Source organism: Yeosuana aromativorans (assembly GCF_014646655.1).
GTDB classification, from domain to species: domain Bacteria; phylum Bacteroidota; class Bacteroidia; order Flavobacteriales; family Flavobacteriaceae; genus Yeosuana; species Yeosuana aromativorans.
The window spans coordinates 82,458-106,142 of sequence record NZ_BMNR01000006.1 but is presented as its reverse complement, the minus strand read 5'-3'; the positions used below and the strand labels follow the sequence as shown (position 1 = coordinate 106,142).

The 23,685-nt window shown below is 31.7% G+C and carries 22 protein-coding genes; 1 reads left to right on the top strand and 21 read right to left on the bottom strand.

What is annotated here, in order from left to right; genetic code table 11:
- Window positions 1–98 precede the first annotated feature (98 nt).
- The 21 genes from IEW94_RS13380 to IEW94_RS13280 form a co-directional block, all read right to left on the bottom strand.
- A complete protein-coding gene (locus IEW94_RS13380) occupies window positions 99–1,508 on the bottom strand; it encodes an exopolysaccharide biosynthesis polyprenyl glycosylphosphotransferase (protein ID WP_188653910.1) in 1,410 nt (469 codons plus the stop codon).
- A gap of 3 nt (window positions 1,509–1,511) precedes the next feature.
- Window positions 1,512–2,498, bottom strand: coding sequence for a UDP-glucuronic acid decarboxylase family protein (locus IEW94_RS13375; RefSeq protein WP_188653902.1), 987 nt, complete (start codon window positions 2,496–2,498; stop codon window positions 1,512–1,514).
- Window positions 2,499–2,640: 142 nt separating this feature from the next.
- A complete protein-coding gene (locus IEW94_RS13370; protein WP_188653900.1) occupies window positions 2,641–4,038 on the bottom strand; it encodes a UDP-glucose 6-dehydrogenase in 1,398 nt (465 codons plus the stop codon).
- Between the two features lie 68 nt (window positions 4,039–4,106).
- Window positions 4,107–4,964 (bottom strand): MraY family glycosyltransferase, encoded by an 858-nt coding sequence (locus IEW94_RS13365; RefSeq protein WP_229669527.1) that lies wholly within the window; start codon window positions 4,962–4,964, stop codon window positions 4,107–4,109.
- A 356-nt stretch (window positions 4,965–5,320) separates the two neighbouring features.
- Window positions 5,321–6,097 carry a glycosyltransferase family 2 protein gene (locus IEW94_RS13360; RefSeq protein WP_229669526.1) on the bottom strand — a complete coding sequence of 259 codons (777 nt, stop codon included), beginning with the start codon at window positions 6,095–6,097 and terminating at the stop codon, window positions 5,321–5,323.
- On the bottom strand, window positions 6,094–7,806 hold the full coding sequence (locus IEW94_RS13355; RefSeq protein ID WP_188653898.1) for an O-antigen ligase family protein: 1,713 nt from the start codon (window positions 7,804–7,806) through the stop codon (window positions 6,094–6,096). Before IEW94_RS13355 ends, IEW94_RS13360 begins: the two co-directional genes overlap by 4 nt.
- Window positions 7,803–8,885 (bottom strand): glycosyltransferase family 4 protein, encoded by a 1,083-nt coding sequence (locus IEW94_RS13350; RefSeq protein WP_188653896.1) that lies wholly within the window; start codon window positions 8,883–8,885, stop codon window positions 7,803–7,805. Before IEW94_RS13350 ends, IEW94_RS13355 begins: the two co-directional genes overlap by 4 nt.
- Before the next feature lie 3 nt (window positions 8,886–8,888).
- Entirely contained in the window at window positions 8,889–9,320 is a 432-nt protein-coding gene (locus IEW94_RS13345) for an acyltransferase (RefSeq protein WP_188653894.1), read from the bottom strand.
- 115 nt (window positions 9,321–9,435) lie between these two features.
- Complete coding sequence (locus tag IEW94_RS13340; protein WP_188653892.1) at window positions 9,436–10,212, bottom strand: glycosyltransferase family 2 protein; 777 nt, start codon at window positions 10,210–10,212, stop codon at window positions 9,436–9,438.
- A complete protein-coding gene (locus IEW94_RS13335; protein WP_188653890.1) occupies window positions 10,187–11,254 on the bottom strand; it encodes an EpsG family protein in 1,068 nt (355 codons plus the stop codon). Before IEW94_RS13335 ends, IEW94_RS13340 begins: the two co-directional genes overlap by 26 nt.
- 20 nt (window positions 11,255–11,274) lie before the next feature.
- On the bottom strand, window positions 11,275–12,591 hold the full coding sequence (locus IEW94_RS13330; protein ID WP_188653888.1) for an MATE family efflux transporter: 1,317 nt from the start codon (window positions 12,589–12,591) through the stop codon (window positions 11,275–11,277).
- A 132-nt stretch (window positions 12,592–12,723) separates the two neighbouring features.
- Window positions 12,724–13,779, bottom strand: coding sequence for a GDP-L-fucose synthase family protein (locus tag IEW94_RS13325; protein WP_188653886.1), 1,056 nt, complete (start codon window positions 13,777–13,779; stop codon window positions 12,724–12,726).
- A gap of 50 nt (window positions 13,780–13,829) precedes the next feature.
- Complete coding sequence (gene gmd, locus IEW94_RS13320) at window positions 13,830–14,948, bottom strand: GDP-mannose 4,6-dehydratase (protein ID WP_188653884.1); 1,119 nt, start codon at window positions 14,946–14,948, stop codon at window positions 13,830–13,832.
- Window positions 14,949–14,958: 10 nt separating this feature from the next.
- Window positions 14,959–15,777: a dTDP-4-dehydrorhamnose reductase gene (gene rfbD / locus IEW94_RS13315; RefSeq protein ID WP_188653882.1), complete on the bottom strand. Its 819-nt coding sequence runs from the start codon at window positions 15,775–15,777 to the stop codon at window positions 14,959–14,961.
- Between the two features lie 6 nt (window positions 15,778–15,783).
- Entirely contained in the window at window positions 15,784–16,332 is a 549-nt protein-coding gene (gene rfbC, locus IEW94_RS13310; RefSeq protein WP_188653880.1) for a dTDP-4-dehydrorhamnose 3,5-epimerase, read from the bottom strand.
- Between the two features lie 2 nt (window positions 16,333–16,334).
- The gene (gene rfbA, locus IEW94_RS13305) at window positions 16,335–17,192 is read right to left on the bottom strand and encodes a glucose-1-phosphate thymidylyltransferase RfbA (protein WP_188653878.1); all 858 of its coding nucleotides are present in this window, start codon (window positions 17,190–17,192) and stop codon (window positions 16,335–16,337) included.
- Window positions 17,189–18,193: a dTDP-glucose 4,6-dehydratase gene (rfbB, locus tag IEW94_RS13300; RefSeq protein WP_188653876.1), complete on the bottom strand. Its 1,005-nt coding sequence runs from the start codon at window positions 18,191–18,193 to the stop codon at window positions 17,189–17,191. Before rfbB ends, rfbA begins: the two co-directional genes overlap by 4 nt.
- A gap of 5 nt (window positions 18,194–18,198) precedes the next feature.
- Window positions 18,199–19,248 (bottom strand): hypothetical protein, encoded by a 1,050-nt coding sequence (locus tag IEW94_RS13295; protein ID WP_188653874.1) that lies wholly within the window; start codon window positions 19,246–19,248, stop codon window positions 18,199–18,201.
- A 15-nt stretch (window positions 19,249–19,263) separates the two neighbouring features.
- Window positions 19,264–20,952: a DUF6909 family protein gene (locus IEW94_RS13290; RefSeq protein ID WP_188653872.1), complete on the bottom strand. Its 1,689-nt coding sequence runs from the start codon at window positions 20,950–20,952 to the stop codon at window positions 19,264–19,266.
- 27 nt (window positions 20,953–20,979) lie between these two features.
- Window positions 20,980–22,482 (bottom strand): GH3 auxin-responsive promoter family protein, encoded by a 1,503-nt coding sequence (locus IEW94_RS13285; protein ID WP_188653870.1) that lies wholly within the window; start codon window positions 22,480–22,482, stop codon window positions 20,980–20,982.
- Complete coding sequence (locus IEW94_RS13280) at window positions 22,482–23,351, bottom strand: M23 family metallopeptidase (protein WP_188653869.1); 870 nt, start codon at window positions 23,349–23,351, stop codon at window positions 22,482–22,484. The genes IEW94_RS13285 and IEW94_RS13280 overlap by 1 nt, the downstream gene beginning before the upstream one ends.
- 118 nt (window positions 23,352–23,469) lie before the next feature.
- On the opposite strand from IEW94_RS13280, the gene IEW94_RS13275 reads away from it, so the two are divergent.
- The gene (locus IEW94_RS13275) at window positions 23,470–23,652 is read left to right on the top strand and encodes a Sec-independent protein translocase subunit TatA/TatB (protein ID WP_188653867.1); all 183 of its coding nucleotides are present in this window, start codon (window positions 23,470–23,472) and stop codon (window positions 23,650–23,652) included.
- Window positions 23,653–23,685: the final 33 nt, after the last annotated feature.

Genomic DNA, 23,685 nt, shown 5'->3' with positions numbered 1-23,685 from the left:
AAAATAATGTTTGGTTAGCATTATCTTATTTGTGCCTCTAGAAAATAGGCTTAAGAATAAACATTTTGGTTTATTGAGACAAGATACTTTACAATATGCTAATATGCCTTCTCTTCTCCCTTAAGGGCGTTTATGAATGTTTGAACAACTATTTTTATATCTAAGAGCAAAGACCAGTTTTCGATATAAAAAATATCATATTTTACTCTGTTAATGATATCTTTATCTGTCTCTATCTCTCCTCTATATCCTTTTATTTGTGCAAGGCCTGTTATTCCAGGCTTAACATGATGTCTAAAAATAAAATTGTATTTATCGATTTTTTTTGAATAATCTTCAGTATATGAAAGCATATGAGGTCTTGGCCCTACAACGCTCATATCTCCCATTAATACATTAATAAATTGAGGTAATTCATCTAAATTGGTTCTTCGTAAAAATCGACCAATACGGGTTAATCTATTATCTTCCTTTGTAACATATGTTCCTTTTACCTCTTTTGTTGTAGTCAAGGATCTAAATTTATAGCAATAGAACTCTTTGTAGTTAATTCCATTTCTTTTATGCTTGTAAAATATTGGTCCCTTAGATTCTAGTTTAATCAAAACAAATAAAATTATTGAAAGCCATGAGAATACAAAAATCAAGACAAATAAGGAAAAAATAATATCAAAACTTCTTTTAACAATTTTATTTAACTCATTGTTCAACTCAACATCTTGTATAGATAAAACAGGAACATAATTATAGTAATCCGTATGAAATCTTCTGTTATAAAGTGTTAGTTCTTTTGGCACAAACTTAATATTGCAATGGTGCAAATTAGCATATTTAACATAATCATTGACTTCCTTTTCTGATAATTCGTCTATTGCGCAATAAATCTCATCAATATTTTGTTGAGTTTCTAAATAGATAAAACTGTCTGGTATTGTCCCTGTAATATTTTCATTCCCTGAATTACTGAAAACGCCCTTTAAGTTATAGCCAAGCTCCTTCTTTTTTGTAAACATTTCTTTGATTTCATCAATGGTCTTCCCACTTCCTACTATAATAACATTTCTTAAATTTCCATTTAAATACAAGCGATAGTTTTTCAATAAATAAAAACTTAAAAATTTTATAAGACCTATTACAATAAATAAATACAGCAAATATTTTAAAGTAGAAATCGCTGGTATATTAATACTTCTAAATAGGCCTATAAAAGCAAACACAATTAGGCCAAAAACAAGTAATTGCTTTAATAAAAGAGACAGTATATTTAATGGAGAAGTATATCTATAAACTTTATAGAAAGTTAAAAGTTCAGCTGATAATAACCAAAAAACAAAAGAATAAAGAAAAAACAGAAGATATTTATTGTTAAAAAAATTAAGAGAAAAGAAATATAAGTTTTCTTCATTAAAATTTAACAAATAATAGGCTAAAATATTTATCAATATTATGTCAAATAATATTAATAATGGCCTTAATACCCAAGAATATCTTCCTCGAATATAACCCATAAGCTATTTATTAATGTAGCTAGTAAAGTCTTTATGTTCGCTCTTAAACAACTCTTCCTTTGAAAGGGTTTTAAAATAATTAAAAGTTATTGTCATCCCTTGTTTTCTATCGACTTTTGGTTCCCAATTTAATAATTTTTTAGCTAATGTGATGTCTGGTTGGCGCTGTAACGGATCATCTTGAGGAAGCTCTTTGTACACTATTTTTTGGTCCGTTCCTGTGAGTTCAATGATTTCCTCAGCGAACTCTTTAATGGTTATCTCGTGTGGATTACCAATATTAACAGGATACAGATAATCACTTAATAATAAACGATAAATACCTTCCACTTGGTCATCCACATAGCAAAAAGACCTTGTCTGAGAGCCATCTCCAAATATAGTTAAATCCTCTCCTCGTAAAACTTGTCCCATAAATGCCGGAATAACACGCCCATCATTAAGGCGCATTCTTGGACCATACGTATTAAATATTCGGACAATGCGAGTTTCTAACCCATGAAATCTGTGATAGGCCATGGTAATAGCTTCTTGAAACCGTTTAGCTTCATCGTATACGCCTCTTGGTCCTATCGTATTTACATTGCCATAATAGTCTTCAGATTGCGGGTGAACGAGCGGGTCTCCATACACTTCAGATGTGGAAGCAATCAAAATTCGTGCTTTTTTAGCTTTTGCTAAACCCAATAAATTATGGGTACCTAAAGAACCTACTTTTAAGGTTTGTATCGGGATTTTTAAATAATCAATAGGGCTTGCTGGTGAAGCAAAGTGTAAGATATAGTCTAGTGGGCCGTCAATGGAAATAAACTCAGTAACATCGTGTTCAATAAACTCAAAGTTGGGATGGCTTTCTAAGTGCTCTAAATTTTTTTTATCGCCCGTAATAAAGTTATCCATGCCAATCACATAAAAGCCTTCCTTGATAAACTTATCACACAGATGCGATCCTAAAAATCCTGCAGCACCAGTAATCAGAACCTTTTTCAATAGTTTCCTTTTTTAAATATGAATGTTGTTAATAGAACAAATTTAATGGAATAACTTCAAAAGTTGTCTCTTCTTTCGGATAAACATTTAAAAGTTCATAACGGTATGCGCTCTAAGATTTTTAATATCTCTCAAAATAACATTAAGAGCCACTGCCTATCTTATAACACACAAACCCTATTTTTTCTAAAGCTTTGGTGTCTAAAATACCTCGACCATCAAAAACAAATGCTGGTTTTTGCATCTGATCATAAATTTTTTGCCAATCGTAAGTTTTAAACTCGTCCCACTCTGTTAAAACAGCAATGGCATGGGATGCCTTACTAGCCGTATAAGGGTCGTTACTAACTTGTAACAATGCTCTATTTTCTTCGGAACTGCGCGTGTTTAAATAATCTAAATCGGCATAAATGCGTTCTTCAACCACTTTAGGGTCATACACTGAAATATGAGCCCGCTCACTTAATAAATTATCAGCTACCTGTATAGCAGGCGATTCGCGTGTGTCATTGGTATCTTTCTTAAACGCCCACCCTAGGAAAGTAATCTTTTTTCCGGATACCGTATTGTACAACGTAGTGACGATGTTATCGGAAAACCGGTTTTTTTGATGTTCGTTCATTAGGATAACTTGCTCCCAATAGTCAGCCACTTCATTTAACCCATAGGTTTTTGCAATATATACCAAGTTGAGGATATCTTTTTGAAAACAGGAACCACCAAAACCAACTGAAGCTTTTAAAAATTTAGACCCGATGCGGCTATCCATACCAATGGCTTTAGACACTTCGTGAACATCGGCTCCAGATTTTTCACAAAGCTGAGACAGCGCATTAATAGAGGAAACACGTTGGGCCAAAAATGCATTGGCCGTTAATTTTGACAACTCAGACGACCATACATTTGTTGTTAAAATCCGTTCTTTTGGAACCCAATTGGCATACACATCCACCAAGGCTTGAATGGCTTTTTGACCAGCATCTGTGGTATCACCACCAATTAACACACGATCTGGATTAAGTAAATCCTGAACCGCTGTCCCTTCAGCCAAAAACTCTGGGTTTGAAAGAATTTGAAACTTGACACCATTACCCGTGTGTTCCAAAATATTCTTGATGGCAGATGCCGTTCTTACTGGTAACGTCGATTTTTCAACAACTATTTTGTCGCTTTTGGACACTCTGGCTATTTGGCGAGCACATAGTTCAATGTATTTTAAATCGGCTGCCATTCCTTTTCCTTTACCGTAGGTCTTGGTGGGTGTGTTTACAGACATAAAAATCATATCGGCTTCATCAATGGCTTGGTCAATGTCTGTTGAAAAGAATAGATTTCTACCTCTTGCTTCTCCTACAATTTTATCTAGGCCTGGTTCAAAAACTGGTAATTTACTTAAATCTTGGTTGTTCCATGCCGCAATTCTAGATGCATTGATATCAACAATGGTCACCTTAATATGTGGGCACTTTTGAGCCACAACAGCCATAGTGGGTCCTCCTACGTAGCCTGCACCTATGCAGCAGATGTTTTTTATGTTCATTATAATGTAATACTTTTTAATTTCTTGAAACTTAAATAAATTTTTGTGTGTGTTGAAATAAAAGCATCTCAATCAGTCTTTTTATTAATGATTTTCTTACCTTTCTCTTTGACATTGTCAACTTTTCTTCTGAAAAGAATTTTCCTTCTAATATTAGAAAAACTATAGTCGAATCTGTTAAAAAGATATCCTAAAAGGATTACTGTAACAACCAATGTTGATGCAAGCCAAAAGTTATAAGATTGACTTCCTAAAATAATAAAAAGGTATACAAAAATTAAATTGAAACCTCCAATGATATAACTTGCTTTTTTGTGTGATATTTTAAAATAATCAACTAATATATGATGTGTGTGATTTCTGTCTGGCGAAAAGGGACTTTTTTTGTTTGCCAACCTAATTGTAAAGACTCTTGCGGTATCAAATAACGGAACTATTAAAATGCTAATGGCTATCAAAGGAACATTTTCTATCAAAAAAGGAAGACTGTCATAGTCCTCTTTAGATAATGCCAAAAACTTAAGAGTCAATATGCTAATAATAAACCCAACTATGAGTGATCCTGTGTCACCCATAAATATTTTTTCATTTGTTGTAGATAAATTATATTTTAAAAAAGCAATTAAACATCCATTTAAAGTTAAGCATAAAAGAACAAAAAAATATTCTTTTGTCATGTAAAATATTGTTGTATAAATTATAAGTATAATGATTCCAACCATTCCAGCCAACCCATCAATACCATCTATTAAGTTATATGCATTAATAATAGTTATCATTACAAAAGCCCCAACACAATAATAAACATAAATAGGTATATCATAAATACCCATAAAGCCATTTAAAGAATGTATGGTAAAGCCCTCACAGCTTAAAATAAATAAAACAGCCATCAATTGTGCAACTAGTTTTGAGAAAGGTGACAAAACTACCAAATCATCTTTCAGGCCAACAATAAAAAGAATTGTTAGTCCTGGTACAAGATAAATAGATTCATCATGTTTAGCCCAAATTCTAAGAAAAAAAAGAGCGAAAATTAATGTATAAAAAAAAGCGACTCCTCCAAAAGAGTTGGGGTTCTTCTCTTGTGAGAGCTTCTGCTATTTGGGTTGTCCATTAAGTTTTTATATTCTACTAATCCTATAATTTTTGGTATAGTGAAATATGTAAGAAGATAAGCTCCTGCAAAAAAAAGTATTGGATAATATAAAGACAAATCTCTTTGTTTATTTATTTTAGTTCAAAGCTACTAAATAAATACAACAAAACATTTATAAGTAATTTAAGTTTTTATTGATTCTTTCCACTGTTGTTTGAAGAAAAAATGATAAAACAAAAATAAAAACATCCTATAAACTGATTTAATGAAAGACATTTTTAATTCTTTCCTATATACCATAAAGTTATGTTTTACTAGTTTTATTTTACTTTTACTCAAAGACGTATTCCCTTTTCTATAATATGCTAAGGGCTCATTTATCCCATAGGCATAACTTCCCTCCTTGAGCATTTTTAGCCATAACGCCCAATCTTGTCTCTTTCTTATTTCTGGCATATATCTTTTTCCAAAAAATTTGGTGTCGTACATTACTGTTAGACACCCCATAAATCCCCCATTCATTAATAACATATTATAATTGACTTTTTCAGGGCAATTTACCAACGTATTTATTTTTCCATCATTATTGTCAAATTCATAGTATGCTGTGAACGACAGAGAATATTTGTTTTCTAACATAAAATAAATTTGCTTTTCTAATTTTTCTTTATGCCAATAATCATCGGCATCTAAAAAAGCAATATATCTTCCTTTGGCCTTTTTTATGCCTATATTTCTGGCAAAACCAGCTCCTGAATTTTTGTCTAGTCTAATTAGTTTTATTCTTTCATCAGTGTCTTTAATTTTTTGAACCAATGAAACAGAATTATCTGATGAAAAATCATCTATTATGATGTGTTCCCAATTTGTATAAGATTGGTTTATGACGGAGACAATACAATCTAAAATATGTGTTTCTGAATTATAAACGGGGGTAATTATGGAAACTTTTTCTTTCAAAATTTAGATTTTTTTAATTCAAAAATAATCATGGAATATAAATAGGACATATAAACAATCCCCCACTGTCTATTTAACATGCTTTCAAACATAAAATTTACTGAAAAAAGGATAACCAAACAGATAGTAAAAATACTAAGTTCATTCTTAAAATCATTTATAAAAAGTAATGGAGAAAACAAATAAAATAACAGCAGGCATAGCCCTAAAACACCACTACTTATTAAAGCTTGTAAATATTGATTGTGAGCGTTCAATTTTAAACTTGTTTTATTTTTAATTAATTTCTCACCTTCAACATTTCCTTTTCCAAAAATTAAATATTTAGAGTCAAAATTTAATATGGATTTCCAAACAATCAATCTTTTTGAAGTACTTAAGTTTTTGTTTTTGTTTAATACTACTGTATCTATTGATTGATCTATCCTCTCAGACACTCTTGGTATCATAATCAATGATCCAGCGGCAAGGAAAAAAATAAGTAAAATGAAATAAAAATGTGATTTTTGGTTCTTGAAATTAATTAATCCTAAAAAGATTACAATTAAAAAGAAAGATAATAAAGCTCCTTTTGAAGAAATTAATATTAAAATTAATGTATTGAATATTACAAGTCCCAAGGTTATTTTTTTGAAATTTTTAAATAACGCCAAGATAAAAAAGATAATTGCTGTAATTAAATAAACTGAATAATAAGTGGGATGTATATCTAATGGTTTTAAAAGGTTTTCTCTGAAAAATTCTTTTGAAGAAAAATTATTGTAGGGTGATAGATTGTTTTTTATAGTATTTCCTTGATTTAGATATCCTTTCCAAATATAAACACCACTTTTTCCATTACCTTTATATTTATAACCACCATCTTTATCTACTATTGTGAGCTGTAATCTTTCTGTTTTAGCTAATTTACTTGTTTTATTTATTACTGTACACTTAAACCATCCATTCTCAGCTTTTTCTATTTTCCCTATTAAACCATCCTGCTTTTTCCCTATACATCCTTTAGAAACATTAAACCAAATACCTTTATGGCTGATTCCATCATATTGCCTTATGAGTACCCATTCTCGTTCTGCTTTTTTTATAAAGATACTTCGTATATAATTTGTGTCTTTTACCACCTCTGTATTCAACTTATAAACTAAATCATGCGACCCATAATCAGAACTTTCTATAAGTTTTGCAACTCCTTTTTTATTTATTGGATTCTTTTGATTAGGGTCAATAATTACCTTAACCCTTGATTTAATCCAAGATTCGTCTAAAAATTGATTCTTGGAGATGTTTAAAACAGTAGAATAACTTGCGAATAAAATTAATAACACGTTTAAACAAGTTATGACAAAGCTTACGGTTCTAATTATATCAAAAAATTTGAATTTATTATCAGCTCTTAAGAAAAAAATTAAAGGGAAAACAATAAATGGTAAAAGTCTTTCAATTGTCTTTATAGAATTTGTGTTATAGAAAAGGTCAATGAAATAACCCAGAAGCACACTTAAAACATAAAGTAAAGGTGGGAGAAATAATTTCTTGTTTTTTTTATAGCCCTTTTCAAAATTATAAATTATATCTCTTGCAAATAAAAAAATTAAAGCAATTATTAGAAAACTATTACATTTAATAGAGATAATAAGAGTTATTGGCACTAGAATTAAAAATAAACTGCGTGTCTTTTGTGAAGAAACAACTTTTGCAACTATATTCATTGTGCATTTTTGGTATATTGATTTATCAAAATTTTAGCTGATTGGCTCCAATAATCGTAGTATTTATAATTTTGTAAATTATCTTTCAATTTCAATTGGTTATCAAAAACCCACAAAATAGAATCTCTAAAATCCCCCACATTGTCTTTATCAACAAGTCTTCCATTAACCTTATCGATAATGACTTCATTTAGACCTCCAACCTTATAAGCAACTATTGGAATATTTAAACCCAAGGAGGTAAAGGCAACACCACTTTGTTCAATTTTTTTGTATGGCATTAAAGTCACAAAAGCATTAGTGTAGATGTCTATTAACTTTTCAACTTCTAAATAACCATTTAACAATATAGTATTTTGCTCTAAATTATAGTTCTTAATTCTTTTTTTTAATTTTAAAAAATAATCCTCATCTGCAGTACCCTCTATATGCAAAATAAATTCATGCCCTAAATTCTTCAACTCCTTTAATGCTCTAATAGCATCATCAAAGCCCTTGTACTCACATATTCTACCTAACATTACCATCTTATTGGTTGTGACCTTGGTCTTTTGATTAAAGCCCTTAAAAAATAAACCATGATTTATTCTAATAAAGTTTTTGTTAAGGCCCATTTTTCTCAATGTTTTTATAGTTTCATCTGTATTAACGACAATATTATCCAACAAGTTATATAGTTTTTTAAAGCGCCTTTTTACGGCCTTTCTTTTCTCATCATGAGGGAAGATGTTGTGAACGGTGTAGTAAATATTTCTGTTTCTTCTTTTTAACCAGGAAACAAAAAATAAATCTATATCTGAAAACTTTAACAATGGCAACCACTGAATATGGATTGCATAATAAGATTTTGAATTAAAAATTAAATAAAACCAATTTAGAAAGTAATTTAAAATTCTGATTTTAGTATTTAACCCTATGTATTTAAGCTGGTCAAAATGTATTCTTAAATCAGTTTCATTTTTATAACCAAGAATGTGAACTTTAAATCCCTCTTCTTTCAACGCTAATGAAAAATAGTGAGTATACGTCGGTGATGTCCCATTGAAATCTACTACCAAAATTTTATTTGATTTTTTCATAATCTAATCAAACGGAGGAAACCAACGACAATTATAATCTAGATTAGACGCTCTTTTTCCAATAATTTTTGCAGGCACCCCTCCAACAATATCAAATTGATCTACATCTTTGGTGACAACAGAACCTGACGCTACAATTGAGCCTTTCCCTAATTTTACTCCAGGAAGAATTATGGCTCGAGTACCTATCCAAACAAAATCCTCTATAATTATCTCTTTTTCATAGTATTTAAAGGTTGCGCTATTTACATCATGGCTAGCCGTTATTAATTGAACTTCTGGAGAAATTGAAACATTATTACCTATAAATAGGCCGCCTCTTCCATCTAAGTAGCAACACCTATTTACAACGCTGTTTTTCCCAATTTCTACTTTTCTTCTATTTATAAAAGTATTCATGTGGATGCTGCTGCCCTTACCTATCTTTATACTCATTATTAGCTTATAATAAATGTGTCTAATAAAGTAAAAAGGAATTTTGTTGATAATATGATTCGGCACATAATGAATCAAAAAAAAGAATGGGTATTTTAATATTTTTTTCACTTAGCTATCTGTTATTGCTTAATTGGAGCATCCATTTCTTTAGTAATCCAAAAAAGAAAACTAAAATAGGGTTAAAACCGTTAACTTTCAAAGCTTTTTGGTGTTCATAATGAGCAGTCATTTTGTGTTTTGTACTAACCCCCCCAAGCCTCATATAAGTTATATTATTGCATTTTTTGAAAATTATTCCTTTTTTGTAGCATCTTAATAAAAAGTCTGTATCGAGAGCTATCTTGTAATCCAATTTAAAAACTCCTATTAAATCATATAGTTTTTTAGTTGCAAAACAGGTTGTGTGTGAAAATCCAAAATTTAAATAAATCCTCTGTGGTTTAAATGTATGATTTATTACTTCAATAACCTCTTTACTATTGTTAACCCTCTTACAAATACCATATGAGAGTTCAGGTTTGTTTATGTCTAAACAAGAAACTGCTTTTTCAATTGCTGATTCATCATACCAATCATCCGAGTTCAAGAGGCCTATAACATCTCCTGTTGAGAGTTTTAGTCCCTTATTCCAAGCATCAGCAATGCCTTTGTCCTTTTCACTAATAAGCTTAAAAACAAATCCTCGTTCTGTAATCTTAGATTTATAAGAATTAATTATAGAAACTGTTTTGTCCTCTGACATTCCATCAATAATAATGTATTCGATATTGTTATATGTTTGTTTTAGTATAGATTCTAAAGTATCTTTTATTGTAAGCTCACTATTAAAAGTTGTTGTTATAATACTAACTAACGGCTTATTTTTATCTTTTATCAATTTTAAACTCATTTTTATCTGTTAAAAAATAGACTCTATAAGGGATGTTTGGGTCTTTATGAGGATTCTGGGTTCCTATCCATAATGTAAATACAAAAAAAATGAAACAAATGCAATAAGTTGTGTATTTTAAAAGCTTCTTTTCTTTTATAATCTCTAATACTTCGGGTAAAAGCAAAATGAAAAAAACTATAAAATACAGGCCTCCTCTAAATCCTGCGTGCCCATAAGGAGATAAACTTGACCAAATAAATAACCCAATAAAGAATGACGTTATATAAAAATTGTAATTGTTGTCACCTTTTTTCTTGTTGACCAGAAACAAAAGAAAGAACCCAATAATTTGAAAAATAATCAATAATTTATCACCACCAACTCCAATTCTCTTTTCTAAATATACCATATATTCTGGTATTATGAATTTTACAGCATAATACGCTATTTCAGATGAAAATAAGCCAACAAAATAGATTATTATAAAATGAATGTTTTTAAGTTTTAATCTATAAATCCAATAAATTGGTAACGCTAGAACTGCTGACTTATGGAAAAAAAAAGCAATAAAAATTGATAATAAAAAAGAGAATAGTTTTTTTGATTTAACAAATTTAAAAGAATAGAAAACAATTGATATTGCAACAAACTGTCGAATAATTGAAAATGAATTAAAATAAAAAATTGGAAAAGACAAAAAGATAAGTGTTGAAATAATAAAGTCTTTACTATAAAATTTTACCGTTTTATAAATTAAAAAAACAATCAGAAAAGAAGTAGCAATAAAATAAAGCTGCAAAAAATTTATGTCTTGAGAAAAATTAATAATGATTTTATTTAAAAATTCCAGCCTGTTGAACATATTGTCGTAATATTTAATTGACTTGTCCAATATTTTATAATAGTACATAAAATCATATCCCACATCATATCGAAAGGCGCTAAATAAAAAAATAAAAAAATAAGTTAGCCAATAAAAATTTACTCCTTTTATAACCTTATATTTTCCAAAGAGCAGTAGGGAAAAAACAAATAGATAAAAAAGAATATAAATTAACATCTAATGCCTATTTTAGTGATTTATATTATATTATTAGCTTCAAAATTTCTTAATATTAACTTTGCTTGTATGGGCATTCCTAATAATACAGGAAGTGTAGAAATAATAGTTGATAATATAACACCTGTACTAGTTTCCAATAAATTTACCAAATATATTGACAAAGGAATATTAACTAATGCTCCAAAAAGGTATAAATACATTTGTACTTTTATTTGTCCTGTTGCGTTGATAAAATACATGTATATATTTGAAAAACAAAATATTAAGCAATATATCATATTATAAAAGACTAGTCCTTTAGGCAAAATAATTACCTCTTTTCCTATCCAAGTATCTAAAATAGGATCAATAAAAAAATAAAGTAAAAACCCAATAAATACTATTCCAATAAACAAAAGGTTCATCTTTCTTATATTCCTTCTTATCCAATTATAATCTTTACGTACTAAAGCATCTGAATAAAGGCTCCATGAAGAAGCTAAAATTACACTAAAACCAACAATAATGAACTGAAACAGCTTTTGAACTATGGAGTAATCTGTAACATAGCCTGGACCTAAAATATTTGATACAATAACATTATCAGTGGATAAAATTATTAAAAGACTAATATTTATGACAAAAAATTTTCCTCCTAAATTAAAAAGTGATTTCCCTTCCTTTGAATCAAAAAACTTAAAAGAGAGCACTATTTTCTTTTTAATTTTAAAAAAAATCATTGTAGCTAATAGAGCAAATATCATGTTGACAGTGCCATAAATGATAATCAGCCCAATTAAACTTTTGAAAATGTTAAATTTGATGAAAATAAAAACGAAAAGTAAATAAAATAATAAAAAGGAGGTATTAACTAATTCTATTACAAATGATTCATGAATTGCTAAATATAGTTTTTTGTACAAACTTAGTACAAAATTTAAAACAGTGAACAGTAAAGAGAAAAAGATAAATAATTGCAAATACTCATTGCTCTTTCTTGAATAATTAAGAATGGTTTGAAAATCAAGTGATAAAATTAATACAACCCCTATAATTAAAATTATTCCTGCAAAAAGAGAAATTAAAACATAAGAAGTGCAAACTATTTTATTAGCTTTAATAATATCATTTAAAGAAATAGCTTCGGTTAATTTATTCCTTAAACCATGTCCAATTCCAATATCAAAAGTAAAAATCCAATTGGTCACTGAAAAAACAGTAATCCATACACCATATTCTATCTTTCCCAAAAAGGTAATTAAAAAAGGAATCAATAAAAAATTCAAAATCATCCCCAAAGATTTAAAAGTAAGCCCGAGTAAAATATTCTTTTTTTGAATTATATTTCGATTCATTTACATTATTAGTAATCTACAGTTGCTTTAGTTCAGTCAAGTTCTTTTAGAGAAAAAGTAATTCTATTTACCTTTAAATTTAATTGTTAAACATTTTAATTGAAACTTTTTAAAATGGTTTCTAAGTTAATCTTACCTATCAAAAAAATTTAAATACCATTTTAAAAATATATTAACCCCTTTATCCAAGCTAACTTTATGTTTCCACCCTAAACTATTAAGTTTAGAAACATCTGTTAACTTCCGCATTGTACCATCTGGTTTGTTGGTATTAAATACTAATTTCCCTTTAAATCCAACGGTGTTTTTTATAGTTTCCGCCAATTCTTTTATTGAAATATCTTGGCCTGTGCCAATATTGATGTGAGTGTTACGAATTTCTTGCTCGCCTTTATTATAGGTATCTGAGAAATCTCTGTTTTCCATGATAAACACACAGGCATCAGCCATGTCCTCGCTCCACAAAAACTCGCGCCTTGGATTTCCAGAACCCCAGATCTCTACACTGTTTTCTGAAACACCAAATTTCGATAAATAAGTACGCGCTTCTTCGATAGAAGCCACCTCTAAATCCTTAATGACCTCATCGTAATTCGACTCGGAAAGTAATTTAGCGAGATGTATTTTTCTAATTAATGCAGGCAATACATGTGACTTCTCTAAATCAAAATTATCGTTTGGACCATATAAATTGGTTGGCATAACCGAAATAAAGTTGGTGCCATACTGTAAGTTATAGCTTTCGCACATCTTAATGCCTGCTATTTTTGCAATTGCATAAGGCTCATTAGTGTATTCCAAGGTGTCAGTTAACAAGTATTCTTCCTTCATTGGTTGTGGACAATTTTTAGGGTAAATACAGGTACTTCCTAAAAACAATAATTTCTTAACACCTGTTAAATAGCTTTGATGAATCACGTTGTTTTGAATCATCATGTTCTCATAAATAAAATCTGCTCGATATGTATTATTTGCCACAATACCGCCTACTTTAGCCGCTGCCAAAAACACATATTCAGGGTTTTCTTCGTTAAAAAAAGTTTCAACAGCTACTTGGTTTGTTAAATCCAATTCCTTGTGGGTACGTGTCACAATATTGTGATAGCCTTTCTCTTGCAGGTTTATTAAAATGGCACTACCCACTAATCCCCTGTGTCCGGCAATGTATATTTTGGAATCTTTATTCATGTCTTAAATAGATTGCCTCAGTTCTTCATCTTTATAATGAAAGAAATTCATTATTCAAAATAGTTTTTAATTTCATAACCGGCATCTTTTAGATATTGTTGTTGTTCCATGAGTTTAATGTCGCTGCTCATCATATCGTCTACCAATGCGGGCAAATCATATTTTGGAATCCATCCTAGTTTTTCCTTAGCTTTAGTAGCATCACCAATTAACAAATCGACTTCTGTTGGCCTAAAATATTTAGGGTCAACTGCAATCACTTCTTTTCCTATTTCTAATTGGTATTTTGGGTTGCCGCACGATTTAATATATCCTTTCTCGTCAGGCCCAGTCCCCTTAAACTCCAGTTCAACACCAACGTGGCTAAAGCACATTTTTACAAAATCTCTTACTGGTGTGGTTTTTCCTGTTGCTATTACCCAATCTTCTGGTTCGTCTGCTTGAAGTATCATCCACATCATTCTAATATAATCTTTGGCATGACCCCAATCTCGTTGGGCATCAAGGTTTCCCAAATATATTTTGTCTTGCAGCCCTAATGCTATTTTTGATGTAGCTCTAGTGATTTTTCGTGTTACAAAAGTTTCTCCACGAATTGGCGACTCGTGGTTAAATAAAATGCCATTACATGCGTAAATTCCATAAGCTTCTCTGTAATTTACAGTTATCCAATAGGCATACATTTTTGCCACTGCATAAGGGCTTCTGGGGTAAAAAGGTGTTTTTTCGGTTTGAGGAACTTCTTGAACTTTACCATATAATTCTGATGTAGACGCTTGATAAATTCTAGTTTTCTTTTCCATTCCTAATAGTCGAATGGCCTCCAAAAGTCTTAAAGTTCCTATTCCATCAGCATTAGCAGTATATTCTGGCATTTCAAAAGACACATGCACATGGCTCATGGCGGCCAAATTATATATTTCGTCTGGTTGAACCTCTTGAATTATTCTTGTTAGATTGGTGCTATCGGTTAAATCTCCATAATGAAGAAAGAAGTTTATGTTGTCGTTGTGTGGGTCTTGGTACAAATGATCGATTCTGTCTGTATTGAACAAGGACGACCTTCTTTTAATTCCATGGACTTCATATCCTTTTTTTAAGAGGAATTCGCTTAAGTAGGCTCCATCTTGTCCTGTTACTCCTGTAATTAAGGCTACTTTGTTTTTCATTATTTGTTAATTAACTTTTTAAAATTGATCGTTTAGGCCGTCTTGCAAAAGTAACATATTTGCTTCCTTTAACAAGGTTCGTTTTGTTTTTTAAATGATTTTCTGACAAAATCTGTTCGGCAAACTCAAACCATGTCATTGCTTTATTATCAGAAATATGTTTTATACCATAATCCAATGATTTATTAACGATTAAACCCATGATGTATTTTGCTAAACTCTCCGTATTTGTTGGGCATCCGGTTTGTTCATCAGTAATAAAAAGCTCTTTTCCCTGTTTTGCCTTTTCTAAAATGGTTCGATAAAAATTCTTGCCATACTTTTTACTGTATAACCAAGATGTTCTAACTATAAAATGGTTGCTTAAATTTTCTTGAATATAGTGTTCTCCTAATAATTTAGATTTCCCATATTCATTTATTGGATTTGGTAAATCTTCTACCGTATAGGGCGTTCCTTTTTCGCCATCAAACACATAGTCTGTTGAGACGTGGATTAACGTTGTGTTTGATTCTTTACAAACCTCGGCTAAATATTTGACTCCTTCGGCATTGACTTTAAAAGCGATTTCCGGGGTTTTTTCAGCTTGCTCAACATTGGTATAGGCCGCACAGTTGATACAATAATCAAAATGCTTGTTTTTAAAAAAATTGTTTAAAGCTGCTTTATTTGTAATATCCAATTCCTCCTTAGTTACAAATGTAAAGTCTAAACCTAAACTGATATTGGTAAACAATTCTTTAATTGTTAAGCCCAATTGCCCATTAGCTCCTGTTACCAATATGGTCGTTACTTTTTGATTGTTTGATATTGGTTGCTTAGCGGCCATAACTATTTAATCAAAAGTCACGTGTTTAAACAAAGGAAGTTTTAGGTCCTTTTCTGAAATGATGCTTTCTTCAGCAGACAGATTCCAATCAATATTCAAATCTTTGTCATTAAAAATAATACCCCCTTCAGACGCTTTATTATAAAAATTATCGCATTTATATGAAAAAATCGTGTCGTTTTCCAACACTGCAAAACCATGGGCAAACCCTTTTGGTATATATAATTGCTTATGGTCTTTATCATCTAAAATGATTGAAACATGCTTTCCAAATGTTGGAGATTGTTTTCTAATATCAACACACACATCCAAGACCTTTCCTTTAATGACACTCACCAGCTTTGCCTGTGCAAATTCTCCTTTTTGGAAATGTAAACCTCTTAAAACACCTTTTAAAGATTTGGATTGGTTATCCTGCACAAAGTTTGTGGTTATTCCAGTATGCTTTTCAAAAGTTCTTTTATTAAAGCTTTCAAAGAAATACCCACGTTCGTCTTCAAATACCTGAGGATAAATAACAAAACATCCCTTTAAATATGTTTCTTCTACAATCATATTTATATTAATTGTTGAAGGTATTGTCCGTAGCCACTTTTTAACAATGGCTCTGCTAATTTATTTAACTGTTCTTTATCTATGTACCCCAGTTTGTATGCCATTTCTTCAATACAACCAATTTTTTGTCCTTGGCGTTCTTCAATCACTTGAACAAATTGCGACGCTTTCATGAGCGAATTAAAGGTTCCCGTATCCAGCCAAGCAATTCCTTTATCCAAAATTTGAACATTAAGATTACCTTGCTTTAGGTATGCTCTGTTGATATCGGTAATTTCCAGCTCGCCTCTGTGGCTTGGTTGTATGTTTTTAGCTTTTGCAATAACCGAGTTATCATAAAAATAAATACCTGGAACTGCATAATTGGATTTTGGATGTTTGGGCTTTTCTTCAATGGAAACTGCTTTGTTGGTAGTATCAAACTCCACAACACCATAACGTTGCGGGTCTTGAACGTGATAAGCAAAAATGACACCTCCTTTAGGATTATAACTGTTTTGAAGCGTTTTTTCTAAACCGGATCCGTAAAAAATATTATCGCCTAAAATAAGTGCAACACTATCTTTTCCTATAAATTCTTCACCAATCAAAAAGGCTTCTGCCAATCCGTTTGGTTGTTCTTGAATGGCATATTCAAATTGACAGCCATAATCTTGCCCATCACCCAAGAGTTCTTTAAATAACGGGGTGTCTTTTGAGGTTGAGATTATCAAAATGTCTCTAATACCAACAGACATAAGGGTTGTTAGAGGATAATAGATCATGGGTTTATCATAAATGGGCATGAGTTGTTTGCTAACTACTTTAGTAAGTGGGTGCAATCTAGTTCCCGAACCTCCTGCTAATATGATACCTTTCATTTATATTTTTTTATGTACCAATCAATTGTTTTTCTTATCCCTGACTCAAAATTTTCTTGAGCTTTCCATTTTAATTCTTTTTTAATTTTGGAAGCATCAATTGCATATCTAAAGTCATGACCTGGTCTATCTGTAACAAATGTAATTTGCTCATTATAAGAATTTTCCTTAGGAAAAACCTCATCTAAAATATCACAAATAGTCTTTGCAATATATAGATTACTTCGTTCATTATCGCCTCCTATATTGTAGGTTTCTCCTGATTTTCCTTTCTGAAACACCAAATCAATGCCTTTGCAGTGATCATCAACATATAACCAATCTCTAATATTTTCCCCTTTTCCGTAAATGGGAATATCTTGATTGTTCAATGCTTTTCTTATGATGGTAGGAATCAATTTTTCATCATGTTGTTTTGGACCATAATTGTTGGAACAATTAGTGGTAACAACATTCATCCCGTAGGTATGAAAATAACTTCTAACCAAAAAATCTGAAGATGCTTTTGAAGCGCTATACGGACTGTTAGGTGCATACGTTGTGTTTTCAGTAAATAGGCCCGTTTTTCCTAAAGAACCGTAAACCTCATCGGTTGAAATATGGTGAAATCGGGAATTTTCAAAATGTTTTTTTGTTTTAAACGGCGATTCCATCCAACGGTTTTTGGCAACATCCAATAAATTAAAGGTGCCAAATACATTGGTTTTAATAAATTCATCTGGGTTTTTTATGGAATTATCCACATGCGATTCTGCTGCAAAATGAATAATTCCCTCAAAATCATAGTTTTTAAACAATCGCTCTATTAAATTTCTATCGCAAATATCTCCTTGTACAAACGTATAATTTTTATTTTGGCTAACTCCCTCTAAATTAGAAAGATTGCCCGCATACGTCAACTTATCTAGGTTAACTATTTTAATTTCAGGATATTTGTTAAGGAAATAAGGGATAAAATTGGACCCTATAAAACCCGCTCCTCCTGTAATTAAAATGGTCATGTTGTTTACTCTTTTTTGTAATTCTTAAGATAGGTGTTCAGTGATAACAAGCTTAAAAACATCAGTGTCAAAACTAATAATGAAGCAGGAACAAGGAACTTATAACTTTTTAAAATCCCTTTTACTTTAACCCCTTTTCTAGGAAAATCTGAGATTACATTTAAAATACTCGATTTATTAGCGCGCTCTACATTAAGTGCTACTAAGCCAGTTTTAAGATCCTCCATTTTATTAATTAGCGCCAGTTCTTTGTTTTCTTTAACACCATTTTCTCCTAGGCTAATACTCGTGCCTTCCATGGGGCGATCAGCTTCTTTAAGCATCACTTTTTTGTAAAGCAATTGCAAGGAATCTATTTCTTTGATTTGTTTCTTGTAAAGACTATCTTCAAGTTTTATATTAGTATCGCTTATCTCTTTTTGAAGGTTAAAGTAACTGTTTCTTGAAATAGAGTTGATAATTGTTGGTTGAATTTTTTTGGCTATACCATTGTCCGTCGCTATTACGGATACTGTATGAAACTTTGCATCAAACGAGTTGAAATTCTTTAGATAGGAATCCATATCTATTGCTTTTTGAGTCGTTGTATCTAAACTACGTACAAACTTATCAAATAATTGCATTTTTTGATTTTCATCAGAATAGGATTCTACACTAAATTCTTTTATTGAACCTGCTTCTTTTTTTGAAATATTAAACGTTTCAGCAAGTGCCGTAGAATCTTTTGCATTAGCTAATTCATTATAAAAATCAATGTTATTATACAGTTGCTGAACACTATTGAAATTGGGCTCGACAACCATTGTAGAAATATACTTAGTTTCTTTAATACTATCCAAATAAAACCCTATTACCAAACCTAAAAAACCAATAATTGCCAATTTTATAATATGCTTCTGAATGAATAACAAAAACAAAATGATGACATGAAAAATCCCCTTAAAAATACTGGCTAAAAACCTGAAGAATCGGTTAAAGGCGTTTCCAATAAACTTAAATAATTGTCCTAAATCAACTTCTTCTGATTGCTGCGGTTGTGGCAATTCTTTATTCATAATGTTATCAATGTGTTAGTTAAATAGTTGTTCTAATATTTTCCTTGTTATTACGTATGTTGGCTTAACACCCGTTGTTCCCAAGCCTCCTGAGGCCAGAGTACTTCCTGTTTCTAGCGGATTATCACTGGCATAGTAAGCGTATCTCACTTTTACATCAGGACTAATACTTCCTCGTACTTTTGAAGCGGCCTGAATGGCTTTTTGATAATGGGCTCCTTCCATTTCCAGTCCAATAACACTCCAGGTTGAATTATAAAAAAACTTTAAAATGTCCTTGTTTTGTAAAGATGTTCCCAGTACAGTTATCATGGTTCCTTCATAAACATCAAGCCCATGACCTTCTAAATCGTTTTTAGATAATTCATTTTTAAAGGGATAGTTATCAGCTGTTCCTTCAAAGATATGCGCCGTTGGAATCATAATATCACCTTTACCACCTTCCAAAATACCTGCTTTACCCATAATGGACAATGATTCTACATTCAAATATATGTTCTTCCCTTTTGTTTTAAAAGGTTTCAGCAATTCGTCAATGGTTTCATAAGCTTGTTCGCCAAAGGCGTAATCCATAACCAAAAGAACCGGTTTATTTGATTTTAAAGTTTTTTCATTCACTTTAATATCCAATTTAGACACATCAATCTTACTAGTGTCAAAAATTTGAACATCTATATTGGTGCCAGATGTGTCTGGAATAAAAATCATTCCATTTTGCAACGCTTCTTTGGTTACTTTATTGCGAAGTTCGTTGTTTTTGGCTTTACTCAAATCTTCGTACACTTGAAAAGCAGTCTTTTTTGACATAAGCGATTTTAATGTACTAGGCGCAAACAACGTGTTCATGACGCTGTGCATGTTAGCACTTATGATATGGATAGGTCTTTCCAGCAACTCGTTTTTATGCAGCACTTCTTTGATATTGTCTGCCCAAATCTCTCCATGAATGTGATGCCCCAATCGTTCTCTTAGTACGGGACTAAAGGTTACAGTTCGTTTGTTGTTGTTTATCTGTTCTTCAATAGCCAATTTGCCAAGCCAATAGATAATATGGAGTAATCTTTCGGGTTGTGAAGGCGTTGCGAATTCATTGTAAACGGATTGTATTTCATTAAAGGTTCTCCCTAAAATATTGGCCATATGCGTAATGGCTATCTCACGTTCTTGTTGCGTTAGTTTTTTTGTTGATAGCGCCGCACTTTCAAGTTTTATCCAATCCCTTGTAGTAGATCCTATTTCATCAATAAGGACACGTTTACTTATTTTATGTGACTCCACAAAAAGAAAGGTAAGATGGGTTAAAATATCATAAATCTCTGAACGTCCTCGGGTGATTTCAATATTCATTTGCTCCGAATCTATTCTATAGCAATTACGTCGTCTTTTTTCTGGAATAATAGGTTTAAAATGGGAATTGGAATAGCCCTCATCACTAGTTAAATTAATAAACGTGCATTCTTCTATGCCTTGTGGTAATCTGTCTATAACATACAGCAACCCATTTAACTCTGCTTTTTCATCTCCAATGGAGCCATAAATTTCAGGTTTTAATAGCAATAATGACTGTCTTAGGGTTTCTCCAGAAACCCCCATGGGTTTATAAAACCCTCTATTGAACAGATGCCGCATGGTAATGTACATCCGCTCTATGGCATTTGAACTTTCTTGAGCTCTAGTTCTTTCGTGGTTTTTTTTACTTTTCATAGGTTTGTTTACGGCTCAAAGATAATACTATTTGAGTAAACTTAACTGAGGGAAATCCTCAACAATTTTTCTGTCATTTGATAAGCGAGGTATTTTATTTTGGCCTCCCAATTTCCCGACAGATTTCATATATTCCTGAAAACCATCTTTTTTAACCATAGTGATTTTAAGCGGTTGCAACACTTTGCCCTGAATCAAATCAAAATAGTAGGTGTTTTGCTTTTGAAGTGACTCATCAATTTTTTTGGCAAATTCCAATAAACCTGTTGGTTCATTTTCAAACTCTACAAACCATTCATGATATGGCAAGCCTTGCTGTGGATTTATTTGTGGTGCCACGGTAAATTCTGAAACCCTTACATCTGTTTGTGACGTGGCATCCATCATGGCTTGTTCTACTTCTTTGCCAATTACATGCTCTCCAAAAGCTGAAATAAAATGCTTTATTCTGCCTGATACAATCACCCTGTAAGGTTTTAATGAGGTAAATTCAACGGTGTCGCCAATATTATAGGCCCAAAGTCCTGCGTTGGTTGAGATGACCATCACATAGTTTATGCCTACTTCAACATCTTTAATGGTAATCCGTTTTTGGTTTTCATTAAAAAATTCGTCAGCCTTGACAAACTCGTAAAATATACCAGAGTTTAACTGCAACAACATGCCTTTTTCGTGTTGTTTGTCTTGATAGGCAAAAAAACCTTCGCTGGCAGGATACAGTTCTATGCTATCAACTTGTCGTCCTATGAGATTCTCGAATTTTGCTCGGTATGGTTCATAATTAACCCCGCCAAAAATGAACAGGTTAAAATTCTTAAAAATGTCTCCTATTTTCTTGCCTGTCTTTTGTTGCAACTTTTCAAAATACATTTGCACCCAAGACGGTATTCCTGAAATGACCGTCATGTTTTCTGGTAAGGTTTCCTCAACAATGGCATCTACTTTTGTTTCCCAGTCCTCAATGCAATTGGTTTTATAGGATGGCATTCTGTTTTTTTGAAGATATTTGGGCACATAATGGGCTACAATTCCGGAAAGCCGTCCAAACTGAATACCGTTTTTGGTTTCCAGGATTGGGCTTCCCTGAAGAAAAATCATTTTTCCATCAACAAATTTACTGTTGCCTGTTTCATGGATATATAACAAAATAGCATTTCTAGCAGCTTCAATATGAAACGGCATGCTGTCCTTGGTAATAGGAATATATTTAGAGCCGGATGTGGTTCCGGATGTTTTAGCAAAATAAATAGGCTTTCCTGGCCAAAGCACATCTTGTTCTCCTATAACGGCTTTTTCTACATACGGTTTAAGCTCTTCATAGTCCCTTATGGGAACTCGTTTTACAAAATCCTCATATGAATTTATGCTAATAAAATCATGGTCTTTACCAAACTTGGTTTCTGCAGCTTTGCTTATTAGCTCTTCAAAAACTTTTTGCTGCGTTTCAATAGGCTTGTTAGCCCATTTTTGAACTTGATTGTAAATTATTTTTGCAAAGGGTTTTGCCAGCGTGGATTTTAACGATATCATTATTTGAAATCTATAAAGTTTGTTGGATTAACTGGATAACCATCGTTCCAAAGTTCAAAATGCAAATGCGGTCCAGTTGACAATTCTCCTGAATTACCTGCTGTAGCAATAACCTCACCGGCTTTCACTAGATCGCCTTGGGTTTTTGTTAATGAAGTGTTGTGTTTATAAACGGATATCAATCCATAACTGTGTTCAATAATAATAACATATCCTGTACTTGCGGTCCACTCTGCAAAAATAACAATACCATCAGCAACCGATTTTACAGGCGTGTCTTTGGCCACCACAATATCAACGGCATAGTGTTTTTCCTTAACGTTGTAGGACTCACTAATGGGTCCGTTTACCGGAGGAAACAACACGAAGTTTGTTGCCGATGTTGCCGATTCAAATAAATTATACTTGTCCTCCTTATCAACCTTTTCTCTTAAAATGGAATCTTCTGAAATTGGATTTAAGTCCACATCATTGGCCTCAAGTTTTACTGCTTGAACGATTGAGTCTTTATTAAAATCGACTGAAGACACATCTCCTTGCAATACTTTTTTTATGGAAGCATAGTATTTTTCGTTCATTGAGATAACTTGCTGAAGCGAATCTGTTTTATAACTTAACACAGTGGCCCTCTTTTTCAGCGCAGCAGAAGAATACCCTGGAATGTACTCCCTTAACGGCGTAAATGCTATTAAAACCGTGGTTAAAACTATTAATATTATGGTTGATATAGAGGCAACCACAAATACATTTAATCGTGTAAGTTTAAATGAAATGCGTTCTTCAAACGTCTCTTCATTAAGTATCACCAACCTATACTTATCAAGGAGTTTTCGGGCTATTCTTTTGGGTTTCTTTTTTTTATCACTCATGTTAAAAACAAAATTAAATAAAATTATCTCAAGAGCTCATTCCCTTTATGCTAAACTTGTGTTTAAAACGATATTATTAAACTTAAATTACTAACTTTGCACATTAAATACACACATTATGAATTTATATATGTTACCCTTAGTAATTGGGCCTGGGCAATGGGTTATAATTGCGGTAGTGATTTTATTGTTGTTTGGAGGGAAAAAAATACCAGAACTAATGAGAGGTCTTGGTAGTGGTATTAAAGAATTTAAGGATGCTAGTAAAGACGACGATAAAAAGGACGATAAAAAAGAATAACAATATCCATTAAAAAAGCCAGCACAATGTGCT